The sequence below is a fragment of the Sphingobacterium sp. UDSM-2020 genome (genome assembly GCF_016132525.1).
In the GTDB taxonomy this organism is placed as follows: Bacteria; Bacteroidota; Bacteroidia; order Sphingobacteriales; family Sphingobacteriaceae; genus Sphingobacterium; species Sphingobacterium anhuiense.
In genome coordinates, this window is the sequence record NZ_CP066166.1 from 1,219,435 (window position 1) to 1,243,466 (window position 24,032).

Annotated in this window: 25 protein-coding genes; 8 read left to right on the top strand and 17 right to left on the bottom strand. The window is 36.4% G+C overall.

Annotation, left to right across the window (positions count from 1 at the left end; genetic code table 11):
* Positions 1-2: 2 nt before the first annotated feature.
* A complete protein-coding gene (gene ggt, locus JAZ75_RS05300) occupies positions 3-1,700 on the top strand; it encodes a gamma-glutamyltransferase (RefSeq protein WP_208700457.1) in 1,698 nt (565 codons plus the stop codon).
* Between the two features lie 87 nt (positions 1,701-1,787).
* On the top strand, positions 1,788-2,159 hold the full coding sequence (locus JAZ75_RS05305) for a DUF3192 domain-containing protein (RefSeq protein ID WP_208700459.1): 372 nt from the start codon (positions 1,788-1,790) through the stop codon (positions 2,157-2,159).
* A 74-nt stretch (positions 2,160-2,233) separates the two neighbouring features.
* On the opposite strand, the gene groL is transcribed toward JAZ75_RS05305, so the two are convergent.
* From groL to JAZ75_RS05390, 17 genes are all read right to left on the bottom strand, one after another.
* Positions 2,234-3,871, bottom strand: coding sequence for a chaperonin GroEL (gene groL / locus JAZ75_RS05310; protein WP_207898652.1), 1,638 nt, complete (start codon positions 3,869-3,871; stop codon positions 2,234-2,236).
* A gap of 75 nt (positions 3,872-3,946) precedes the next feature.
* On the bottom strand, positions 3,947-4,222 hold the full coding sequence (groES, locus tag JAZ75_RS05315; RefSeq protein ID WP_021192191.1) for a co-chaperone GroES: 276 nt from the start codon (positions 4,220-4,222) through the stop codon (positions 3,947-3,949).
* A 214-nt stretch (positions 4,223-4,436) separates the two neighbouring features.
* The gene (gene secG / locus JAZ75_RS05320) at positions 4,437-4,802 is read right to left on the bottom strand and encodes a preprotein translocase subunit SecG (protein WP_132771584.1); all 366 of its coding nucleotides are present in this window, start codon (positions 4,800-4,802) and stop codon (positions 4,437-4,439) included.
* Between the two features lie 13 nt (positions 4,803-4,815).
* Positions 4,816-5,874, bottom strand: a complete 1,059-nt coding sequence (locus JAZ75_RS05325; RefSeq protein ID WP_132771585.1) for a tetratricopeptide repeat protein — start codon at positions 5,872-5,874, stop codon at positions 4,816-4,818.
* An 11-nt stretch (positions 5,875-5,885) separates the two neighbouring features.
* Positions 5,886-6,407, bottom strand: a complete 522-nt coding sequence (locus JAZ75_RS05330) for an LptE family protein (protein ID WP_132771586.1) — start codon at positions 6,405-6,407, stop codon at positions 5,886-5,888.
* 8 nt (positions 6,408-6,415) lie between these two features.
* Positions 6,416-7,690: a sigma-54 interaction domain-containing protein gene (locus tag JAZ75_RS05335; RefSeq protein WP_021192197.1), complete on the bottom strand. Its 1,275-nt coding sequence runs from the start codon at positions 7,688-7,690 to the stop codon at positions 6,416-6,418.
* A gap of 39 nt (positions 7,691-7,729) precedes the next feature.
* A complete protein-coding gene (miaB, locus tag JAZ75_RS05340) occupies positions 7,730-9,166 on the bottom strand; it encodes a tRNA (N6-isopentenyl adenosine(37)-C2)-methylthiotransferase MiaB (RefSeq protein ID WP_208700461.1) in 1,437 nt (478 codons plus the stop codon).
* Between the two features lie 151 nt (positions 9,167-9,317).
* Positions 9,318-9,998 carry an OmpA family protein gene (locus tag JAZ75_RS05345; RefSeq protein ID WP_231577295.1) on the bottom strand — a complete coding sequence of 227 codons (681 nt, stop codon included), beginning with the start codon at positions 9,996-9,998 and terminating at the stop codon, positions 9,318-9,320.
* Between the two features lie 152 nt (positions 9,999-10,150).
* A complete protein-coding gene (locus JAZ75_RS05350; RefSeq protein WP_132771589.1) occupies positions 10,151-10,912 on the bottom strand; it encodes a hypothetical protein in 762 nt (253 codons plus the stop codon).
* A gap of 66 nt (positions 10,913-10,978) precedes the next feature.
* Positions 10,979-11,374 carry a hypothetical protein gene (locus JAZ75_RS05355; RefSeq protein ID WP_021192201.1) on the bottom strand — a complete coding sequence of 132 codons (396 nt, stop codon included), beginning with the start codon at positions 11,372-11,374 and terminating at the stop codon, positions 10,979-10,981.
* A 2-nt stretch (positions 11,375-11,376) separates the two neighbouring features.
* Positions 11,377-12,786, bottom strand: coding sequence for a 23S rRNA (uracil(1939)-C(5))-methyltransferase RlmD (rlmD, locus tag JAZ75_RS05360; protein ID WP_168127910.1), 1,410 nt, complete (start codon positions 12,784-12,786; stop codon positions 11,377-11,379).
* A 34-nt stretch (positions 12,787-12,820) separates the two neighbouring features.
* Positions 12,821-13,396, bottom strand: coding sequence for a TetR/AcrR family transcriptional regulator (locus tag JAZ75_RS05365; RefSeq protein ID WP_031289705.1), 576 nt, complete (start codon positions 13,394-13,396; stop codon positions 12,821-12,823).
* A 207-nt stretch (positions 13,397-13,603) separates the two neighbouring features.
* A complete protein-coding gene (pheS, locus tag JAZ75_RS05370; protein WP_132771591.1) occupies positions 13,604-14,641 on the bottom strand; it encodes a phenylalanine--tRNA ligase subunit alpha in 1,038 nt (345 codons plus the stop codon).
* A gap of 146 nt (positions 14,642-14,787) precedes the next feature.
* The gene (locus tag JAZ75_RS05375) at positions 14,788-15,234 is read right to left on the bottom strand and encodes a single-stranded DNA-binding protein (protein WP_021192203.1); all 447 of its coding nucleotides are present in this window, start codon (positions 15,232-15,234) and stop codon (positions 14,788-14,790) included.
* An 18-nt stretch (positions 15,235-15,252) separates the two neighbouring features.
* Positions 15,253-16,302 carry an A/G-specific adenine glycosylase gene (gene mutY / locus JAZ75_RS05380; RefSeq protein ID WP_208700463.1) on the bottom strand — a complete coding sequence of 350 codons (1,050 nt, stop codon included), beginning with the start codon at positions 16,300-16,302 and terminating at the stop codon, positions 15,253-15,255.
* 50 nt (positions 16,303-16,352) lie between these two features.
* Positions 16,353-17,870, bottom strand: a complete 1,518-nt coding sequence (locus JAZ75_RS05385) for a sulfatase family protein (protein WP_208700464.1) — start codon at positions 17,868-17,870, stop codon at positions 16,353-16,355.
* Positions 17,870-19,390, bottom strand: a complete 1,521-nt coding sequence (locus tag JAZ75_RS05390; protein WP_132843518.1) for a sulfatase — start codon at positions 19,388-19,390, stop codon at positions 17,870-17,872. Before JAZ75_RS05390 ends, JAZ75_RS05385 begins: the two co-directional genes overlap by 1 nt.
* A 158-nt stretch (positions 19,391-19,548) precedes the next feature.
* On the opposite strand from JAZ75_RS05390, the gene JAZ75_RS05395 reads away from it, so the two are divergent.
* The 6 genes from JAZ75_RS05395 to JAZ75_RS05420 all read left to right on the top strand — a co-directional run bounded on the left by JAZ75_RS05395 (position 19,549) and on the right by JAZ75_RS05420 (position 24,027).
* Positions 19,549-20,910 carry a WG repeat-containing protein gene (locus tag JAZ75_RS05395; RefSeq protein WP_208700466.1) on the top strand — a complete coding sequence of 454 codons (1,362 nt, stop codon included), beginning with the start codon at positions 19,549-19,551 and terminating at the stop codon, positions 20,908-20,910.
* Between the two features lie 78 nt (positions 20,911-20,988).
* Positions 20,989-21,423 carry a hypothetical protein gene (locus JAZ75_RS05400; RefSeq protein ID WP_208700468.1) on the top strand — a complete coding sequence of 145 codons (435 nt, stop codon included), beginning with the start codon at positions 20,989-20,991 and terminating at the stop codon, positions 21,421-21,423.
* Positions 21,424-21,513: 90 nt separating this feature from the next.
* Positions 21,514-22,068, top strand: coding sequence for a YeeE/YedE family protein (locus JAZ75_RS05405; protein WP_021192209.1), 555 nt, complete (start codon positions 21,514-21,516; stop codon positions 22,066-22,068).
* A gap of 6 nt (positions 22,069-22,074) precedes the next feature.
* The gene (locus JAZ75_RS05410; protein ID WP_021192210.1) at positions 22,075-22,488 is read left to right on the top strand and encodes a DUF6691 family protein; all 414 of its coding nucleotides are present in this window, start codon (positions 22,075-22,077) and stop codon (positions 22,486-22,488) included.
* Between the two features lie 10 nt (positions 22,489-22,498).
* Positions 22,499-23,122 (top strand): Crp/Fnr family transcriptional regulator, encoded by a 624-nt coding sequence (locus tag JAZ75_RS05415; protein ID WP_021192211.1) that lies wholly within the window; start codon positions 22,499-22,501, stop codon positions 23,120-23,122.
* Positions 23,123-23,205: 83 nt separating this feature from the next.
* The gene (locus JAZ75_RS05420) at positions 23,206-24,027 is read left to right on the top strand and encodes a sulfite exporter TauE/SafE family protein (protein WP_208700470.1); all 822 of its coding nucleotides are present in this window, start codon (positions 23,206-23,208) and stop codon (positions 24,025-24,027) included.
* Positions 24,028-24,032: the final 5 nt, after the last annotated feature.

Genomic DNA, 24,032 nt, shown 5'->3' on the forward strand with positions numbered 1-24,032 from the left:
TTATGAAAAAAAGCAAATTCTATTTGTTTATTATTACGGCGGCGCTGTCAGTACAATCGTGCACAGTTTCGTTAGAACTTGATAAAAAAGCCAAGACCTTCAATAAGGCGGCGGTTGTTACCGCGCATCCCTTAGCTTCAAAAGTTGGTGTAGATATCCTAAAAATGGGGGGCAACGCCATTGATGCCGCTGTCGCAGTACAATTTGCATTAGCAGTAGTTTACCCTAATGCTGGAAACATAGGTGGTGGTGGGTTTATGGTCTACAGAAGTAGTAAAGGTGAAATCAATGCTTTAGACTTTAGAGAAAAATCACCAGAAAAAGGACATGCTAATATGTACCTAGACAAGCAGGGAAATGTAATAGAAGATCTAAGTGTATATGGCCATTTATCCGCAGGAGTACCAGGATCAGTTGACGGAATGGTTGAAGCTCACAAAAAGTATGGCAAATTAGATTGGAAAACTTTATTAAATCCTGCTATAGCATTAGCTGAAAAAGGCTTTCCGATTACAAAACAACAGGCAGAGGAATTCAACGAATATAAAGAAAGCTTTCAAAAATATAACCCAAGTGGCGCCCCTATACTGAAAACCACCAGCTGGAAAAAAGGCGATTTATTCCAGCAACAGGAACTGGCTAACACAATTAGAAGAATTGCTGATCATGGTCGTGATGGCTTCTACAAAGGCATAACAGCTGACCTAATTGTTAAAGAAATGCATAAAGGCAATGGCATTATCAGTTATAATGATCTTGAGAATTATAAAGCAGTATGGCGACAACCCGTTACAGGATATTACCGTGGACATAAGATCATATGTATGGCACCTCCATCTAGTGGTGGACCAGCCTTAGTTGCACTATTACAATCAGTAGCACAATATCCATTAGGAAAATGGGGATTCCAAAGTGATTCCGCTGTACGTGTAATGGTTGAAGCCGAACGTCGTATTTATGCAGATAGAGCAAAGTATTTAGGTGATCCAGACTTCATAAGAGTACCTGTCAAAGAATTGACAGACTCTATTTTCAACAGTGAAAGATTAAAAGCCGTAAACTTAACCAAAGCAACCGCAAGCAGCGATGTAAAGGCTGCGAAATTTCCAGGATATGAATCAGAAGAAACAACACACTTTAATATCGTCGATTCCGAAGGCAATGCCGTTTCTATTACGACAACACTTAATAATTCATATGGATCACGTGTCTTTGTATCTGGCGCAGGCTTTATATTAAATGATGAAATGGATGACTTCTCAGTTAAACCAGGAGTTCCAAATATCTATGGCCTCGTTGGCGGAAAAGCGAATGCCATCGAGCCAAACAAACGTATGTTAAGTTCAATGACACCAACTATTGTGGAAAAGGATGGAAAGCTATTTATGGTAGTAGGAACACCAGGGGGATCAACAATTATGACCTCCGTCTTCCAAACGATAGTCAACGTAATTGACTATCAACAAAATGCACAGCAATCCGTTTCATCCCCGCGTTTTCATCATCAATGGCTACCCGATCAGATTGATGTAGAAAAAAATGCAATAACTCCCGAAGTAAGAAAAAGTCTAGAAAATGCAGGGTACAAAATATCACCTAGAGGTAATATAGGCAGAGTGGAAAATATCATAATATTACCCAACGGAAAACTCCAGACAGGTGCCGATCCGAGGGGTGATGATACCGCTTCAGGTTTTTAGTATATTAAATTTTAAATAGTATAGATTATTTTTAAAACAATTAAACTTATACAAACATATCAGCTCTATATAACAAACACTGATTTTATGATTAAAAATTATACGTATCCAATCAGCAGAACAATGATGATGCTATTTTTTGCCACTTTAATCGTGAGCTGCACCATGCTAAAAGGTCCTGACTTTACAAAAATACAAGTTGGCATGACCAAAGAGAAGGTTGTTCAGCAACTAGGAAAGCCGGATGCCGTAGTAGCCTCAAAAAAATATCAAGACGGTATATTAGAGATTTATGAATATGGCACTGCACAATTAGAAAATGCGGCAGATTCAACTTCAGGATATAGAATCTACTGGCTATACTTTTTCAACAATGAACTTCAAGAATGGGGAATAAAAAGAAACTATTCACCATCTGATTACGATGGATATTACGAGAAGTATAGACGCCGTCATTAATTAAATAAACAAAAAAGCCCTGTTGCAAAATTGCAACAGGGCTTTTTTATTATATTTAGTAAAGAAGAATGATCTTACATCATTCCGCCCATGCCACCACCCATTGGAGGAGCACCAGCACCATTATTTTCTTCTGGCTCATCAGCTAATACACATTCAGTTGTTAACAACATAGAAGCGATAGAAGCTGCATTCTCTAAAGCTACACGAGAAACTTTAGTTGGATCGATAACACCAGCACCAATTAGGTTTTCGAATACATCAGTACGAGCATTGTAACCGAAGTCCCCTGTACCTTCTTTCACTTTCTGAACGATAACAGCACCTTCAATACCAGCATTGAAACAGATCTGACGTAAAGGTTCCTCGATAGCACGTCTGATGATCTCGATACCGATAGTCTCATCTTCATTAGCACCTTTTAATCCTTTTAAAGCGTCAGTAGCACGAATGAAAGCAACACCACCACCTGCAACGATACCTTCTTCAACAGCTGCACGAGTTGCATGTAAAGCATCATCAACGCGATCTTTCTTCTCTTTCATTTCTACTTCAGTAGTAGCACCTACATAAAGAACAGCAACACCACCTGATAATTTAGCTAAACGCTCTTGTAATTTCTCACGATCATAATCAGAAGTAGTTGTTTCGATTTGAGAACGGATTTGAGCAACACGAGATTTAATATCTTCAGCATTACCGGCACCATTAATGATTGTTGTATTATCTTTATCAACAACAACTTTTTCTGCTTGACCTAAGTAAGATAATTCAGCATTTTCTAATTTGAAACCTCTTTCTTCAGAAATCACTGTACCACCAGTTAAGATAGCAATATCCTCTAACATTGCTTTACGACGGTCACCAAACCCTGGAGCTTTCACTGCTGCAACTTTCAGTGAACCACGGATTTTATTAACAACTAAAGTAGCTAATGCCTCACCATCTAAATCTTCTGCAATAATGATTAATGGTTTGCCAGTTTGTACTTGTTTTTCTAAAATCGGCAACAACTCTTTCATGTTACTGATTTTTTTGTCATAGATTAAAATGTACGGATTTTCAAGTTCCGCTTCCATTTTATCAGAGTTTGTAACAAAATATGGAGATAAGTAACCACGGTCAAATTGCATACCTTCTACTGTTTTAACTTCAGTTTCAGTACCTTTTGCTTCTTCTACAGTAATAACACCATCATTACCTACTTTTTCCATTGCTTGCGCAATTAAAGCTCCGATAACTTCGTCATTATTTGCAGAAATTGATGCTACTTGTTTGATTTTATTATTGTCTTGACCAACAGTTTGAGATTGCGATTTTAAATTCGCAACAACTGCTGCTACAGCTTTATCAATACCACGTTTCAAATCCATTGGATTAGCACCTGCTGCTACAGATTTAATACCTGGAGCTACGATAGCCTGAGCCAAAACAGTTGCAGTAGTTGTACCGTCACCTGCTTGATCAGCAGTTTTAGAAGCAACTTCTTTCACCATCTGAGCGCCCATATTTTCTAAGGCATCTTTCAATTCGATTTCTTTAGCAACAGTAACACCATCTTTAGTGATAACCGGAGAACCGAATTTTTTTTCAATGATTACATTACGTCCTTTAGGACCCAAAGTTACCTTTACTGCATTTGCCAATGTGTCAACACCCTTTTTAAGTGCTTCACGAGCTTCAACGTTATATTTTACTTGTTTTGCCATTATCTTTAAATTTTTGAAATTTTCACTTGATCCCAGAAGAGACCAAATTTATTTACATTTGGATACTATATAAAAAAATTAAATAACCGCGTAAATATCAGCCTCACGCATAATTAAATACTCTTTACCTTCAACAGTAATTTCAGTTCCAGCATATTTACCATATAAAACTTTATCACCAACTTTAACAGTCAAAGGTTCGTCAACTTTACCCGTTCCAACTGCTACAACGATTCCTTGTGATGGTTTTTCTTTTGCTGTATCAGGGATGTATAATCCTGAAGCTGTTTTTTCTTCTGCCTGAGCAGCTTCAACTACTACTCTGTCACCGATAGGTTTAATGTTTAATGCCATAATATATTTTATTTTTAGTTCTATTTCAATTATATCTAAATGTCATCAGCAATTATGCCAAAGAGCCAAGAGCAGACTTTTGAGACAAATTTGCATCGAAAAAACAAGGCACTGGCAGATTTCATTCACATTCTGTCAGGCTGTCACGCTACAAAACTGACAATACAAAAAAAGCCCCCAATTACTTGGGGGCTTTCAATTTCTATACAACAACCTATTTAGTTGAATCTGTTACAGTTTTCTGTGCCGGAGCTTGTTGAGCTGGAGCAGGTTGTTGTGTATTATTTAAATTCAATGGACTAGTTTGTGCAGGAGTTTCAATTTGATTACCCAAACCACCACCCACAGTAGCTGTTGTAGTTGGAGCTACGATATTAAATGCTAAACAAAAAACCATGATCGCAATCACTAATCCCCAAGAACCTTTTTCTAAAAAGTCACCTGTACGTTTTACACCCATAATATTAGTTCCACCAGCAAATCCTGATGATAAACCACCTCCTTTTGGATTTTGTATTAAAACTAAAAATGATAATAAAATACTTGCCAAAATTATAAGAGCAATTAATATTCCTTGCATTTCTCTATATGTATTAAGTTAATTTCTTTTCTAAATTTAAAATTTCCGACGCAAAGTACGCATTTTTTTCTGGATATTTCAAAACTAATTTTTTGTAAACCTCTATAGCCTTAGGATATAATCCTTGTTCGATATAAATTCGGGCCAAAGTTTCAGTCACCAGCGAATACTGATCTTCCGAACTTTTCCTTGCTTTATTTTCCAGATTAATCTTATCAGCAGGAGGAGGTTTTATCTGCGGATCCTCTTTGATAAATCGTTCGATCAGATGATCCGTATTTTTCTTCTCTACCTGAAATGGTACCGTATTTTTAAATTCCTCACTTAACTTAACCTCAGGAGACTGTAGATGAAAAATATTCTCCTTAATCTGTTGATCCAAAACTTGAGCATCAATCGTCTGTTTAAACCGAGTCACATGCTGTTCTGCAGAATGGGCATGATAATTTGGGGCCTTCAAAAATGGCTGGTAAGTATCTGCATGCTCTAAACGAGTTTTATGTAACCACCATAAAAAACTATAAGGCATCAGCTCATCGTCATACACACTGATCCGCTCTTCCTCACGCACTTCTTCATCCACAGGACCTATGACAAAGGTCGACTCCACAGATAACATTGGTTCATTAGAAATATCATCTTTAATCTCCTCCAGAATATCATCGGTTTTTTCCAATCGAAAAAAATCATGCGCTACACCGGATTGAATCAAAGCATTTAGTTCCTCTCTTCCATTATCAAGATCTGCAGTTGAATCCTCCTGTACATCATCAATTGTATCTTCGAAAGCAATATAATCATCCGATTCAACTTCAATAGGTAATTCAACAGGAACAGCTTTATGCAGATACTCATATAACCAATTTGGATTAGCAGCATAAAGCAATGTCGAAGAAATATTATGAACTTCCCTATTTAGCAAGTAGAGGTGTCTTTCATAAGCAAAACGAAGAGACTGCGCATATGGAAATTTGGCAATCAAGGACAACAAATCAGATTCCGAAAGAGATAACGGATTGTTGATCGCTTGATGAAACAAGTTTATATCGTCTGAAATTCGTCTATTTTCCATATCTCAAACCACTACCAATTAGCAAATGCTTTATTGTAAACATCTTCTGTCAACATTAGAATAATTTCTTTATTTAATGTTTCCTCTTGAGCCGATTGCAATTGACCAGAAAAATCTTTAAACCTTGTGAAAGATTGTTCAAAATTGTCCTTCTCAACGATTTTATTATGATAATTTACTTTAATCGTTATTGAAAGGCGATTTAATGCGGCACGATCCGTTCCTGCCTCAACAGCAGCGGGACTAATCGTATAATCCGTGATAAAACCCTCAAAAGTTGCATCAGCATTATCATTAACCTGACTCAACCGCGATTGATTACGTATACGCTCTTTTAAGGCTTCTGTAAAATTCTGACTTAAGGTTGGATAAACCATTGATGCAATATTCTCAAAGTACAATACGCTCACTGTTTTCATCCCATCAGGAATAGATCCACCGGTAAAACCATATTTTACACCACAGCTTGTTGTAAAAAACAACATCGCTATCATGATAAAACCCGGTAGCAAACTTGATCTAAGCTTCTTCATAAACGAGATTATAAATCTAAATTTAAGTCTTTAATTTTTCTGTACAAAGTTCTTTCGGAGATACCCAACTCCTGCGCTGCCGCTTTACGTTTACCACGATGCTTCTTAAGCGCTTTTTTAATCAAATCGGATTCTTTCTCTGTTAAAGATAACGATTCTTCAACTTCTTCGGCATCTTGTGTATCATAATTTAAATATCCATCTTGACCCGGGTTACTTTTCAGCACATTAGGTTGATGTATAGTCAATGTCTGTGAAGCGGCCAAATGATCTTGAAGCCGATCAGCACTAGGTTCAACCTCTTGATACAATCGATTAATATAGGGAGAATTTTCATCAAACGTGGAAGGATTAACTCCATTTTGAATCAATTCAACAACCAATTTTTTCAAATCAACCATATCTTTCTTCATATCAAAAAGAACCTTATATAAAAGATCGCGCTCTGAAAAATCATCCTTTCCACTTTGATTAGCAACTACTGCTGGTAAAGTAGAACGGCTTTCAGAAGGAAGATAATTTTGTAAAATTCGCGCATCCACAACTCGTTCTTTCTCAAGAACGGCAATTTGTTCCGCAATATTTTTCAACTGGCGCACATTTCCTGGCCAGCTGTATGTCTTCAATAGTTGTTGTGCATCGTCAGTCAGCTGTATGCTTGGTGAGCGGTATTTATCAGAAAAATCGACAACAAACTTTCTAAATAACAAATAAATGTCTTCCGCACGTTCACGTAATGATGGAATACGAAGGGGAACAGTGTTCAATCTGTAATAAAGATCTTCTCGAAATTTACCATTTTGTACAGCATTAAAAACATCAACATTTGTCGCAGCAACTACGCGAACATTAGTTTTCTGAACCTTAGAAGAACCCACACGGATGTATTCACCAGACTCTAAAACACGTAGCAAACGAGCCTGTGTACCTAAAGGTAACTCCCCTACCTCATCTAAAAAAATAGTACCACCATCGACAACCTCAAAATATCCCTTTCTTGCTTCATGTGCCCCAGTAAAAGAACCTTTCTCATGACCAAACAATTCCGAATCAATTGTTCCTTCAGGAATAGCCCCACAGTTCACAGCAATAAAAGCACCGTGTTTACGCGCGCTTAATTGATGAATAATATGTGAAAACACCTCCTTACCACTACCACTCTCCCCTTGGATCAAAACTGAAATATCAGTAGGAGCCACTTGACGGGCAATATCTATAGCCCTATTAAGTAAAGGTGAGTTACCTATAATCCCAAATCGATTCTTAATATCTTGATTATCCATCCTCTAAATTTAAGAATAAAGACCTCTATTATATTCTAATTAATCAACTATTTTACCCAGTAAAGTAGCCGAAGTACAAGACTCGATCATTACAGTAACGTAATCACCAGCCTGATAACGTTCATCTACAGGAAAAATAGCCATTGCATTTTGATCATTACGACCAGCAAAATCTTTATCCGAGCGTTTTGAAAAACCCTCAATTAAAACACGTTGGTTTTTACCTACAAATTGCTGTAAACGTTCAAAACTATGTGCTCTTTGTTTCGCAACAATTTCTGTTAAACGACTTTTCTTAATTTCTTCTGGAATATCATCAGCATAACGTTTAGCAGCTAATGTACCCGGACGTTCCGAATACGCAAACATAAACGCATAATCATACTTCACGTAATCCATCATGCTCACTGTATCTTGATGCTCTTCTTCCGTTTCTGTACAAAAACCAGTAATGATATCTGTTGAAATACCACAACCCGGAATAATCCGGTTGATTGCATCAATACGATTGATATACCAATCTCTATCATAAGTACGGTTCATTAATTCTAATACTCTAGAATTTCCAGACTGTACAGGTAAATGAATGTATTTACAGATGTTATCATAGCTTGCCATTGTATGCAACACCTCATCAGTAATATCTTTTGGATGAGATGTCGAGAATCGAACACGTAATAACGGGTTCACTTCAGCCACCAATGCTAATAAGTTCGCAAAATTAACAGGAGTACTTGCTTCTTGCCCTTCAATTGTAGGGGCAGTATATTTATATGAATCAACGTTTTGTCCCAACAAAGTAACCTCACGATATCCTGCATTGAACAAATCATGCGCTTCCTTCACAATAGATGCAGCATCACGACTGCGTTCTCTACCTCTGGTAAATGGAACAACACAGAACGAACACATATTATCGCATCCGCGCATAATCGAAATAAATGCTGTGATACCGTTCGAGTTTAAACGAACAGGACTTATATCAGCATATGTTTCTTCACGCGAAAGCAATACATTAACAGAACGATTTCCATCGTCCACCTGTGAAATTAAATTTGGCAAATCACGATAAGCATCAGGACCAACAACAACATCAACTAACTTTTCTTCTTCCAAAAATTTAGCTTTCAATCGTTCTGCCATACATCCCAACACACCCACGATCATACCAGGGTTGCTTTTCTTAGCAAATTCAAATTCTTTCAAACGATTACGTACACGTTGCTCAGCATTCTCACGAATGGAACATGTATTGATAAAGACAACGTCTGCCTCTTGATAGTTTTTCGTTGTTTCAAATCCTGTCTCCAATAAAATAGAAGCAACTATTTCACTATCAGAAAAGTTCATTTGACAACCATAACTCTCAATATATAACTTACGTCCATTACCTTTGGAAACATTATTTTCAATCAATAAGGCTTCACCTTGACGCGTCTCGTCGTGTTCCTTAGTTGTATGCGCAAAATCTAACATAGCTCAAAATTCAAAGACTACAAAGTTAGGAATAAATATTGAATTGATGACAGTTTGTCATATTAATATTGCACCTAAATGAATATAAAAACCAACAAAAAAGCGCTGATGATACATCAGCGCTTTTTTAAATATAAAATATTTTTCAGACCTACTGAGCTTGGCTCTTAGCTTCTTGTTTCATTTGATTACCAGCAACGATAACAATTTCTACACGACGGTTTGCTGCACGACCTGCTTCAGTATCATTACTCTCCAAAGGCTCAGAGAAATTTCGTCCTTCCGTACGAATACGAGAAGAAGCTAAACCTTGAGAAACTGCAAATGCACGAACCGCATTAGCACGGTTTTCAGAAACTTTTTGATTGGCATCTAAAGATCCAACGTTATCCGTATGACCGATAACCAAAATATCAGTACCTTGCTCTTTATTTAAAGTCGCGACTAAGTTTTTAATATTTTCTCTCGCAGAAGCTTTCAAATCAGATTTATTAAAATCAAATAAAATACCTGAATCAAATTTAACCACGATACCTTCACCCGCTTGAGTAACTTCAGCACCCTCAACAGTTTTAGCGATCTCGGCGGCTTGTTTGTCCATCTTCTTACCAATTAAGACACCTGCAGCACCACCGATAGCAGCACCAGCAATAGTACCAATAGCGGTACTACCAGCCTTGTTGCCTATTAAAGCTCCTAATGCACCTCCTGCAACCCCACCAATTACGCCACCTTTTGTGGTATTATTTGTATTTTGAATTGTTGAACAACTCCCAAATAACATTGCTGATGTAGCCACTGTAAGACCAAAAACAGCTAACTTCTTATTCATTTTCATAATTATAATATCTTAAATAATATTTCCAGTGTGATTCCACAGCTATATGAAACAAACCGAATGCCAAAAAATAAATAATAGCCGATAAAGACCAATTTTAGTAACAAAAATATCGACAATAGTGAACAGATAGAAAATTGAATGGATTATTTCTCTTGTGTTTTTACTTCAATATCTGGAAGAGTAAGCCCCTCTGGACGGCCATTTTTATTAAAATCAGCAAGAGAACGTTGTACATACTCCAAAAAATCATAATGTTGCCAATTTGCAACCATATTCGGAGATGGCCTATAAATGCGCATAAAAGAATCTAAATCTTTATCATCCAATTTTGTTATTTCTCGGACAGCGTCCTTAGAAAAAACCTTATCCACCTGCAACTGTTCTTTTTCACTGTCTAGAAAACGACTGAAACGCTTTGCATTTTTAGCCTCACGCCCAAAAAGGTTATAAAGAGCAGTGGCCGGGCTGGCCAAGTAGGTTCCAAACTTATTACTACCACCATTATAAACGCCCTTCTTTCCGTAGTCACGCATGGCTTCATTTAATTCCGCTTCCTTAGTTTTACGTTCTATAATAACGGTCTCTAGTCGAATTCCTGATTGCAATTCAACATAGAAATCTTTAAGATCACTAATTAAAGTTTTCGCCTCAGCGTAACCGATTTTAGAAAAAGATAAACTATCTCCAATAGATGCTTCAATTACAAATACACCAAATGAATTGGACACAACAGATTTATTTGTCCTCAAATTACGAACATTCACCTCCGGAAGACGCAATGAAGTCCCTTTTTCGAACACCATCCCTGAGATACGCTGTATTTGTTGTGCCTGAACATTTGTGCCTAAAAAAAACAGGAACACGAAGCTAAGCAAACTGATATGGCAAATTATTTTTCTATACATATTTAAATAAAAGTAATAATAGTTTGACACATCAATTGTTAAAAAAGTTTAAATATTTAAGAATTCCTATTTATAAGGATAAAAGACAAAATTTGCACCTTCAGGAACAATAACTAACAAACACATAAAATCCTGTGCACGCTTAAACTTTTTGATAAACGCGTCTTTCCTATCCTCTTTAATTATATTTGATTCAACAAGCTCTTCAAATGTAGAAGCGTTAATACTCCAGTTTGTTTTTAGCTCGACATGATCTAAAATCAATTCACCGACATTAACAACATGTTGGTGCGCTATAAAAATTGGATACGCAGATAAGCCCTCAGCCATAATTTCTAAAGATATCTCCTTAATCGAATCACTATAATAATCTAAATCGATCTTTAAACTCTTTAGGGGACTTGATTTTTGGCTATCATCTTCATTATTTTTCGATGCCCCAAACCACTCTTCTATTTCCATAACTATCCCTTTAATTTTAATAAAACAACATTTTCAACATGCTGTGTGTGCGGAAACATATCAACAGGTTTAATACGAACCACATCATATTTTTCAGCCAATAAAGTCAAATCACGTGCCTGAGTCGCCGCATTACAACTTACATAAACAATTTTTGGAGATTCCATTTCTAATAGTCGTGCAACAACATCGGTATGCATACCAGCACGAGGGGGATCTGTAATGACTACATCAGGTTTGCCATGTTTAGCAATAAAGCTTGCCGTTAGCACATCTTTCATATCTCCTGCATAAAATTTCGTGTTTTTCACGCCATTTATTTCCGAATTGATTTTCGCATCTTCAATTGCCGACGGCACATATTCAACACCAATAACCTCCTTAGCATATTTAGCAACAAAATTTGCAATTGTACCGGCGCCTGTATACAAATCATATACAAGTTCATCACCAGACAAGCCTGCAAAATCTCGGGTTATTTTATACAGTTCATAAGCTTGCGCAGAGTTCGTTTGATAAAATGATTTTGGTCCAACCTTAAATTTAAGACCTTCCATTTCCTCATAGATGAAATCGCGTCCATTATAAATCTCTATTTCCTGATCAAAAATCGTATCATTCTTTTTCTGATTAATAATATAAAGAAGAGAAGTTATTGACGGAAACTTATCCTTAATGAAAGACATTAATAGCTCAACTTGTCCTTCTTCTGGATAAGCGAACACCACGATCACCATCAATTCTCCTGTTGAAGAAATACGAATGATTAAATTACGTAACACGCCACTATGATCACGTAAATCATAAAATGATAGCGCATTTGCGACAGCAAATTCTCGAACACTATTACGCAATACATTAGAAGGATCTTCTTGCAAATAGCAATGACTAACATTAAGAATCTTATCAAATCTTCCCGGAACGTGGAAACCTAGAGCATCCATATTCATATCTTCCACATTATCATCCAAAGTCGTCAACCATTTCTTATTAGAAAAAGTGTACTCCAATTTATTCCTATAATATTCCGTCTGCCCAGATGCCAATATAGGCTCCATTGAAGAAGTATCAACTTTGCCAATACGTGTGAGCGCATTTTCTACAGACTGCTGTTTAAACAACAGCTGTGCATCATAGGTCATATGTTGCCATTTGCAACCACCGCATACTCCAAAATGCTCACAAAAAGGTTCAACACGATATTCAGATGCTTTCTTCAAGGTCTGAATACGACCTTCACCAAAGCTTTTCTTTTTGCGCATCAATTCAACATCAACCACATCACCTGGAATTGCCTTTTCAACAAACAATACCAAATCATCTGTTTTTCCAACACCCTTACCTTCTTCTGCAATATCAATAATCGCGATATCGTTGAAAACTAATCTTTCTTGTGAATTTCTTCTTCTCATATTGGCGCAAAATTACGCTTTTTTGATCAGAATTTTAATGAATAGTTGCGTGAACTAAATAAGGAAGAATTTCCTTTTGAAAAGAAATGAAATTTTTACGCACATCTGCTTCTGTAACCGCTGTAAATGCAAATGAAAATACAATGTTTTTGCTCGTCTTAATAAGGAAAGTCAGCTTCTTTTCGGAGATAGAAGCTGCAATGGTATCATTTTGAATAAAAGAACTCAGCAATAAAAATTCTAAATCATCGGAGAGCGTTTTTAAATACTCCTGCGCATTAGCAGATTCACGAATAAATTCCCAACCTACAAATTCATTACAGACTGTATAAGTAAGGCGGCTAACTTTCAAAATTGTATTTCCCAGAAAAACTGCCAAATCCTCTTCTCCGACGTTCTTTTTCAGAATATCCTTCACATTCTCTTGAATATACTCCATTAAAATAGCGTGAAGAATCAGCTCTTTACTATCAAAATATTTATAGAATGTCGCTTTTGCTATATTAGCTCTTTTTGCCAATTCATTAACGCTGGTTTTATTATAACCGTACTTACGAAATAGCTCTCGAGCAGATCTTTTGATAGATTCAATAATTTTATCTGCTTCCATAAATTTATCTTGAAAATTTAAGTACATGAACCAAACGTCGAGCAACCACAACGTTTAAAATACGATTATTCATCAATAAAATTTCATTATCAAACACATATTTATTTGCATTAATGAAAAAAGAAATCACATTATCTATACCTTTTAAAATCAATTTCTTGATTAAAAGTATAGATAATGTGATTAAATAATCTATTCGTTCTATCATTAAATGATTTCGCTTTCAAATTGAGATAAAAACCTCACATCATTTTCAGAAAACAATCGTAAATCTTTAATCTCATATTTTAAATTGGTGACACGCTCAATCCCCATACCGAAAGCAAAGCCAGAGTATTTTTTACTATCGATACCACAGTTATCTAAAACGTTTGGATCTACCATACCGCAACCTAAGATCTCTACCCAACCGGAGTATTTACACAATTGGCAACCTGCACCTTTACAAATTGTACATGAAATATCCATCTCAGCAGATGGCTCTGTAAACGGAAAGTAGGAAGGGCGGAAACGCACCTGTGTACCTTCACCATATAATTCCTGCACAAAGTGAAACAATGTTTGCTTCAAATCCGCAAAAGAAACATTCTCATCCACATACAATCCCTCCACTTGATGGAAGAAACAGTGTGCACGAGCAGAAATCGCTTCATTACGATAAACACGACCAGGCATAATAGCGCGGAAAGGTGGCTTACCAGCTTCCATTAAACGAACCTGTACCGATGAGGTATGCGTACGCAATGTAATATCATTCCCTTCTTGTTTTTTAATAAAGAAAGTATCCTGCATATCACGAGCAGGATGTTCCGGCGGAAAATTTAAAGCCGAAAAGTTATGCCAGTCATCTTCAATTTCAGGTCCCTCAGAAACGATAAAACCCAATTTCTTAAAAATCTCAACAATCTCTTTACGTACCAAAGACAGTGGATGACGGGACCCCAACTTTAAACCCTGACCAGGTAAAGTAAGATCACCTTCACTCTTTTGAGCCTGTGATTTATTCGCACCAAATTTTTCGTGAGCCTCTTGGTATGTTTTTTCAGCAAATTGTTTAAACTCGTTCAATACCATACCCAAAACACGCTTCTCTTCTACAGAAACAGTTTTAAATTCATCAAACAAACTTTTAACAATACCTTTTGAAACTAAAAATTTCAATCTGAAATTTTCTACATCAGCTGAAGAAGTTGGAGCAAATTGCTTAATTTCCTCAGTATACTGCGTTATTTTATCTTGCAACATAATTATTCAAAGATACACCAAAATATTATAAAAGATAAAGGGTTTTCGTAAGTGAAGTTCAAATTTATGTAACAAGAGCAAAAAAATAATCACAAAAAAAGAGCATCATTAAAAAAGATGCTCTTTTTCGAAATATATTCCAGCACCTAAAACGGTAATGGATCACTATCATTCTCATTCTCTGTAAAATCGACTTCAACCTCCTTATTCTCAATCTTATCTGCATGAGATTGAGCAGGGGGAGCTGTAGGAGGTTCAAAATCAGATTTCCTTCCTAATAGGGTGAAGTTCTCAGCTACAATTTCAGTAGAATAACGTCTTATACCCTCTTTATCTTCATATGAACGCGTTCTTAAGCGTCCTTCAATATAAACTAACTTTCCTTTTGTCAGATACTTTGCTGCGACATCCGCCAATCCACGCCAAAGAACAACTGTATGCCACTCCGTTTGCTCTACACGTTTTCCATCTCGATTAAAATTTTCTGATGTTGCTAATGGAAAACTAGCAACAGAGACATTATTGTCTAAATATCTAATTTCTGGATCTTTGCCTAAATGGCCTACTAGAATAACTTTGTTGACTCCTGACATAATATTTAAGGTATTTGGTTATAATTTAGCTGTTTCTAAAAAAGAAAATATGAGCTTATGTTTAGCTAATTTATCCAAATCTTTTAATAAAACATAATTCCAATTTACTTTTTTTTGCTCCAAATCCCTAGAGCTTAACACGCTATAGAAAGTCGCATAAATATTTTGATGGCTTAAAACATGTTTTTTATTCCGTTGCAACAAACTTATTGTAACTTCTGGCCCAAATAAAGCTAAAAACTCTGGATGAGCAGTTATTTCCAACCCTTCTAAAGCCTCAGAAGTTTCAATCATAGGAAATTCATACAAATTCTCCCAAACATCAGATGCGCCACGCTTAGACATTAAAATTTCATTGTCCTTTTGAATAATAAAGTAGTGAAAATAACGATTTCTGCTTTTCTTAGCTTTAATTTTCACAGGTAAATCAGCCACCATTCCATGCGTATAGGCAAAACAGTCCAATTGCAATTCACATTCACCACATAATGGAGCCTTTGGCTTACAATGTAGAGCACCAAAATCCATAATCGCTTGGTTATACAATGCCGGATAGTCTCGATCAAGATTATCCTTTGCCAATTGCGTAAAGATTTTTTTACCCGCAGGAGTATTAATAGCCGTCTCTACACCAAAATAACGAGATAAAACACGAAAAACATTTCCGTCTAACACTGCTTGCTGTTCATCATTCGAAAAAGAAGAAATCGCCGCTGCAGTATACTCCCCAACTCCCGGCAGTTTAATTAATTCTACATACGATTTAGGGAATTCACCTTGATACATATCACGCACAATTCCTGCAGCCTTATGCATATTTCGGCCACGGGAGTAATACCCAAGTCCCTGCCATAAATGCAAAATATCATCTTCAGAAGCGTTAGCAAAAGCTAAAACATCAGCATATCGATCCACAAACCGCAAGTAATAAGGCATGCCCTGCTCTACACGGGTTTGCTGTAAAATAATTTCAGACAACCATATTTTATAAGCATCCCTTGTATTTCGCCAAGGCAGATCACGCTGATGATCATGATACCATTCTATTATTTTTTTTGCAAATGACATCCTGCAAAAATGCGTTTTTTTATACCAGCTATCAAATTAATCCCTGTCAATTATTTATTCATTTCCTTTTCAAGAATCGCTTTCAGCTCATTGACTTTTTCAGGATTATTTTTTGCAATGTTGATTTTTTCTCCTTTATCTGTGCGCAGATCATACAATTGATCAACCTCGTCGTTTCCAAGCTCAATATTGACTAGGCTATTTCTTTTTGCGCCCTTACCAGCCTTAATATATTTGTAATTATCCTTTAATACACTCAAAGTACCTGATGCTTTTATTAGATAAGGTCTTCCTACCAGATCTTTACCCATAAAGCTTTCCCAAGTATTTTCACTATCAACAGCCTCCCCTTTAGGATATTTAACATTCAGAAAAGAAGCAAAGCTGCTCAATAAATCAACCTGACAAACTAAAGCATCCGATGTAGTACCCTTTTTAATCATTTTTGGCCAGCTGATTATAAATGGAACACGCGTCCCCGCTTCAAATGCAGAATATTTCCCACCACTATAAGGTCCAAATGGATTATGTCCATTTAACTGACTAACAGCACCGTCATCATAACCATCATCCAGCACAGGTCCATTATCACTAGAAAAAATAATAATCGTATTCTCGTATACGTTATTATCTTTTAATGTTTTAACCAGTTGTCCAACAGTATAATCCAGTTGCAGTATAGCATCTCCGCGATAACCCAATCCACTTTTACCCTTAAACATTGTCGCAGGCATACGAGGCACATGTGGTTCGGTGGCATTATAAGTAAGGAAAAAAGGCTTTTGATAATGATCTTGTATAAAACGGATCGCTTTATCTGCAAATGTTAACGTTAATTCTTCATCAACCCACTTAGCCTCTTTGCCACCTGACATCCATCCGATTCTACCTATGCCATTCACAATGGTATTATCATGACCATGATTAAGAGAATTTTTCATCTTCAGCAACTCCGGATTTTCTTTACCAGTAGGCTCACTACCTACTTTTTTGTTATAAGAAACCATTATCGGATCTGCCTTATTAACACCAAGTACATGATGATTTTCCAAGAAAACAGTTGGCACACGATCGGCAGTAGCTGGAAAAATAAAGGAATAATCATAGCCAACTTCCAAAGGACCTGGTTTGACACTCCCATTCCAGTCCTTATCCACTTGATTTCCAAGACCTAAATGCCATTTCCCAATCACAGCGGTTTGATACCCCGCATCTTTAAATACTTTGGGTAACGTTATTTTATCCTGAGGAATAATCAATTTAGCATCACCTGGTAAAATACCTGTACCTGTCTGTCTGAATGGATAATTGCCCGTCATTAGAGAATATCGAGACGGCGTACAAGTCGCTGCCGTAGCATGACCATTTGTAAATCTGATTCCTTCCGAAGCCAAAGCATCCAGATTGGGGGTATTTAATTTTGTAGCGCCATAACTTCCTAGGTCGCCATATCCAAGATCATCAACATAGATCAGAACAACATTAGGTTTCTGTTGCTGTCCCGCTACCTGAGCAACAGAGCCAACTAAAGTCAGCAGACTAATAATATAGTGGTTTACCAATTTCATTATAATTTTTTATTAAAGATAGTTAATGCATCATGATCCTCCACTTTCATGATTTCACGTTTTAATTTCTTTTTCAGATCCTTCACAATCTTTGCGGGAGCAGTAGTATAAATATTTTTCATTTCAGATGGATCTTGAGTAAGATCATATAACTCCCAAGAATTGACACGTTTATAAAAACGGATCAGTTTGTAATGTCCATCGCTCACACCAAAATGAGGTGAAACAGCATGTTCTCCATTTTCATAATAATGATAGTACAAATTTTGACGTCCCCGTTTATCTTTTCCAGTGAGCACATCAACAAATGATTGACCTTGCATCTCCTGGGGTTTCTTCACTCCTGCCAACTGCAGCAACGTTGGAGCAATATCAACATTCATAATCTGAGCGTCGGATACCGTCCCTTTGGCAATCATTTCAGGAAATTTAGCAATCATCGGAGTCCTGAAAGACTCCTCATACATAAATCGTTTATCAAACCATCCATGCTCGCCCATATAAAAACCTTGATCCGACAAATAAATAACAATTGTATTCTTCTCCAAGTCATGTTCCTTCAAATAATCCAGCACGCGACCAATATTACGGTCCATAGATTCAGCAGTATTCAAATAATCAATCATATAACGACGATATTTCCATTCTGCCAAAGCTTTTCCAGAAAGTTGTTTCATATCCAGTTGCTCTTTGATAGGCTTATAATAGGCTAAGTATTTGCGCCACTGATCGTCATTCATACGGGAAAAATTGCCTTCCTTCTTCATTGCCGCTACAGAGTTATACATTTTAAGATCATATCCCATCTGCATATCTTTGTCAATTGACATTTCTTGCCCCCCGGCAGACAATCGTCCCTCATAATCATCATAAAAATTTGCAGGAAGAGGAAATTCCTTTTCATCATTTTTGCCAAAATCTTGCGGATCAGGCATCCAGGTACGATGGGTAGCCTTGTGGCCTATAACAAGACAAAATGGATTACTTTTATCTAAAGAATCCAACCAGTGAGTTGCCTTATCCGTAACAATATCAGACACATAACCATTAACGGTCTCTCTTTGATTATTTGCGTTCACAAAAGTCGGATTAAAATAATGTCCCTGCCCCACCAACACGCTAAAATAATCAAAACCCTGAGGTTCATTACCTAAGTGCTGTTTTCCAATCCAGGCCGTTTTATAACCTACTTTTTGCAAGTCTTTAACAAACAAATCTTGACTATGATCAAAGTTTGATGTTTCATTATCCTTAAAGCCGTTTTTATGACTATATTTTCCCGTTAATAAAGTAGCTCTACTCGGTCCACAGATCGAATTCGTTACATAAGCCTTGTTAAAACGGATACCTGCTGTTGCGATTCTGTCAATATTTGGCGTATGTCCCAAGGTAGAACCATAGGCACCAATTGTCTGGTACGAATGATCGTCCGAAATGATAATAACAATATTTGGCTTTTGTTGAGCAAAAGCGAGCACCTTCGCTACACAGAGAACTATTAATAATGCGGTCTTCTTCATGAATTGTAAAAGAATTAGTTTTGGTTGAATTTCAAATATACAGAAACGATTTAAAACAGCAATTTGAAGAAATGCTGTAACGAAAAAATCACAGCAACAAACTTTACCCCTTAAAAGAATTTAGAAAATGCATAATTTCGCAGTTCATAGAAAAAACAATGAAAAGTAAACACTTTCAAACACTTATCCTGCTATTAATTTTTGTTAATATCTCCAATGCACAGGAGAAAATGTATAAAATTCAATTTGCTCTCCATATGGGCGGAGTTGCAGAGGCAGAATCTGTAGCAGATCTTTATTCCACTCGCGACTTCCTACGAGTAGAAAATAAATTTATGGATAAAACAGTTCAGATATCTGACTTTAACAAACACAAAGCCTATACATTAGATTACGATAATGAAAACTATTATGAGGAGGAGCTGTTATCAGGAAAATTAACTGTCACTGATACTGAAGACCCCATCTCAACAGCTGATCTACAGGTTGAATTTATAACAGGAGAATCCAAATCAATTGCAGGCTACAACTGTAACAAAGCCATCATCACACTTCCAATTGAAACAGAAGAAGGAAATCCAATTATTGAAGTCTGGTATACGAAAGCTCTCCCAAAAATGTACTGGGGAGAATATGGTTATTTAGAGAAGATCCCCGGCGCGGCATTATCCATATCAGCCTATGAAATGGGAATTCAAGCTTTTAAAGTTACAGCATCAGAAATAAATCCTTCATTATTTGAAATCCCTGCTGATTTTGAACTTATCGAAAAAGCTGAAGAACAATTCACATTTGAACCTACTCAATTAGATGAAAACAGAGTATCCTATTTTGACGAAAACACCGGATACATTGGTATCTCCGATGAGGATGGCAATCAAGTTACACCTGCTAAATATAGCATTATTCACGAATACATTGCAGGATATGCCGTAGCTGTAGATTCTAATAATAGCTATGGTCTATTAAATCTTGAAGGCAAAGAAGTTATCCCATGTCAATATGAACACTTAGCAAGAACGGAAGATGGTCCATTATTATTTTCAAAAAATGACCAATACGGATTTATGGATACGAATGCTCATATCATTATTCCTGCATTATACAGCTATGCCCGTGAATTCGACAATGAACATGCCATCGTAACAACAAAAACTGGATCAGGTGTCATTGACAGGACTGGGAAGATAATCATTCCTACTAAATTTGAACTCATTCACGAATTTCAAAATGGAACAGCTGTCATATCAGAAGAAGAACTATATTACCTAGTTGACCATCAGGAGAAAAAACTTAGTGCAGCTTTCGAATTTATAACAAACGGTGGGGAGAATCTCTGGCTTTGTATGCAGACCGAAAAATATGGATTCATTGATTTAAAAGGCAAACCTGTCACGCCCATTAAATATCAGTACGCAGCTCCGTTCGATTCTGGGTTATCTTTAGTCTCAGAAAATGGAGAAGATTTTTTTTATATCGACCATAAAGGAAAATTCGTCCAAAAGATGGAAACAGAATAATAATAATAAAATGAGGCAATTACTTGTCTCATTTTTGTTTTAGCTCAGGTTTCTGTTTCTTTGCATTAAAAATATAACATGGAAAAATTGAGCTTTAAGATTGCAACATTACACCGGGGCAGATATATGTTGCTCATGATGCTATTTGTCCTAGCTCTTGTTTACATCGTATCGAGACTGCCTTTATCCGAAGTAGTAAAAATAATGGGCTCCTTATTTTCATTGCCTCTTGTCTTGTATATTGCCGTAAAATGCTCAAGAAAACCAACAGTTTGGACTATTGATAATGAATCTCTAACAATAGAAGATCCCACTTCTCATAAAATCATACCGCTCAATACCATAGACTATGTGCGTAATTTAAGACGATCGGGAGGCAATCTTATCATCATTAAATTAAAAACCGGAGCGCACGTCAGAGCTTGGAGAAATAAGTTATTCGAATCGGAAGATGATCTCAAGAATCTCTGTCAATCACTAAAAGACATTAAAATAGAATATTACGACATGTAACAAATACATAAAAAGAGAAAGATTGTAACTAAAGTTACAATCTTTCTCTTTTTTCTTCCTTTACTTTGTGTCACATTAGGATTGATTATTATGTATGAAATTATTCAAAAACCATGGCCTTGGTATATATCAGGTCCATTGATTGCCCTTATCATGTTTTTATTACTAAAACAGGGCAAAGATTTTGGGATGTCCAATAATTTAAGAACAATGTGTTCAATAGCAGGGGCAGGTAAAACAAGCTCTTTTTTCCGGTTTGACTGGAAATCACAGATTTGGAATCTATTAGTAGTACTAGGCACTATAATCGGGGGATTCATAGCGCATTTCTATCTAAGTGATGGGAGCACACCTGATATTAACAGCAAAAGTGTCCTTGACCTTCAATCGTTAGGTATTATAGAAAATCTACAAGGATATATGCCCGACCGTCTGTTTCTATTTGATGGCTCACTTTTTCAATTTTTACTCTTAAGCATTGGTGGCTTATTAATCGGTTTTGGGACCCGTTATGCTGGAGGATGCTCGTCAGGACATGCCATCTCCGGATTGAGCAACTTTCAATTGCCCTCATTGATTGCCGTTATCGGTTTTTTTATTGGCGGGATCATCATGGTTCAATTTATATTCCCACTTATTTTCTAAATCCTTATGAAACAGTTAAAATTTATATTAATTGGAATACTCTTTGGTATCATCATGTATAAGTCAGAGGCCGCTTCCTGGTACCGCATATATGAAATGTTCCAATTCAGATCATTTCACATGTATGGAATAATTGGTACAGCTTTAACCACAGCAATTATAATTGTACAAATAATCAAACGTAAGAATATCAAAGATACGAGTGGCCAAGATATTCAATTCATAGATAAAAACAGGAGTATCACACGCTACCTTCTTGGAGGAACAATCTTTGGGTTAGGCTGGGCGCTCACCGGCGCATGTCCCGGACCAATGTTTACACTCCTAGGAGCAGGATATTGGACGATGGGAATTGTACTGGTATTTGCACTCCTGGGAACGTGGTTATATGGCCTTTTAAGAAATAAGTTACCTCATTAAACACTAACAAATGATCACAGTTCAACAAGCATTTTCTGGAATTTTTGAGAAAGAATTGATCGTAGAAATCGAACAAGTTGCCATCGTCAAAAAATTTAAAGCAGGCGAAGTAATCATAGACATTGGTCAGTATATTAAATTTATGCCACTTCTATTAGATGGCGTCATCAAGATTATTCGAGAAGACAAAAAAGAAGGTGAACTGTTATTATACTTTTTAGAAAAAGGAGATACTTGCGCCATGTCTATAGCTTGTTGTGTTGGGGCAAAAAAAAGTGAAATCAGAGCAATTGCTGATACCGACACTATAGTTGCTATGATACCCAATCAATATCTAGATGGCTGGATGGGGCATTATAAATCCTGGAGAAATTTTATTTTGGAGAGCTACTCCAATCGACTCAATGAGATGCTAACAACCGTCGACAACATCGCTTTTTTGCAAATGGACGTTCGGATCATGAACTACTTAAAAGAAAAAGCAACAATCATTCAATCACAAGACATTGACATCACACACCAAGTAATTGCCAATGACCTCAATACATCTCGTGTAGTGGTATCGCGCATATTAAAATCATTAGAAAACCAAGGGAGGATTCTATTGCAAAGGAATAATATCCGGCTACTTTAATGAATAAAATAAAACACTCAAAGGTAACTTATGTTACCTTTTATGATTTAATAAGGCCATACCTTTGAAAAAAAAGGAATAATATGATGGAATTATCACTCATTCTCGGATACACATTAGCAATAGCTGTAGGTCTCACAATGGGTATTATGGGCAGTGGCGGCAGTATTTTAACACTACCTATATTTGTTTACTTATTTCATATAGAGCCCATCCAGGCACTTGATTATTCTTTATTTACCATTAGCATAATATCACTAATAGGCTCCATTGGACACGTGTACAAAAAAGAAATTGATTTTAAAACAACAACATTATTTATTCTTCCATCGCTGCTAGCGGTGTACATTACGAAGCAATATATACTTCCAAATATTCCCAATAGTATCCCTATCAATCAGAGTACTATCTCGAAAGATCAGATTATTATGAGTTTCTTTTCAGTACTGATTTTAGTCTCGGCATTTGTAATGCTTAAAAGAAATAATAATAATAATAATAATAATAATTCTGGAAGAGTACGCAATACTATAGCTCATTTAATAACCATCGGATTTATCACTGGATTATTAACTGGATTGGTGGGGGCCGGAGGAGGATTTATCATCGTACCCGCACTCGTATTATTAATGAAAATTAACATTAAACAAGCCACGGCGGCATCCCTATTCATTATTACCATTAACGCCACATTCGGTCTACTCAGCAATTTCAGACACTTAGATCAAATCAATTGGGCAATATTAATTATCTTTACAGGAATCACACTGATTGGATTGATGATTGGATTCCAATTGAAAACGAAATTAAAGCCAGAAAATTTAAAAGTAGTATTTGGATACTTTCTTGGAGCAATAGGCATTGCCATAGCAGGTACCGAAATCAGTCAGTTTATAAATTTATAAAGAAA